The sequence below is a fragment of the Labrys sp. F242 genome, from assembly GCF_057813875.1.
In genome coordinates this window covers 1-302 of the sequence record NZ_JBVASG010000041.1, presented here as the reverse complement: position 1 = coordinate 302, position 302 = coordinate 1, and the positions used below count along the sequence as shown (strand labels likewise).

General features: G+C 62.9%; 1 protein-coding gene. It reads left to right on the top strand.

The window, feature by feature from the left end; translation table 11 throughout:
* On the top strand, positions 1 to 302 hold a 302-nt coding region (locus ACZYTC_RS34355), incomplete at both ends, for an ABC transporter ATP-binding protein (protein ID WP_488991771.1).

Sequence of the window (302 nt, the reverse complement as noted above, 5' to 3'; positions counted from 1 at the left end):
GGCCCTGCTCGTCAAGCCGCAGCTTTTGATCTGCGACGAGATCCTGTCTGCCCTCGACGTCTCCGTTCAAGCCAAGATCGTCGAACTGCTGGCCTCCTTGAAGGCGCAGCATGCCGTGGCCAAGCTGTTCATCTCGCATGACCTGGCCGTGGTACGCCAGTTGGCCGACCGGGTGGCTGTCCTCGATCTCGGCGAGCTCATGCAGGTCAGCCGGACCAAGGCCCTCTTTAGCTCGCCCCGGCACCCCTATACGGAAATGCTGCTGCGCGCCGCGCCCGACCTGCACAAGGACGATTATAAGC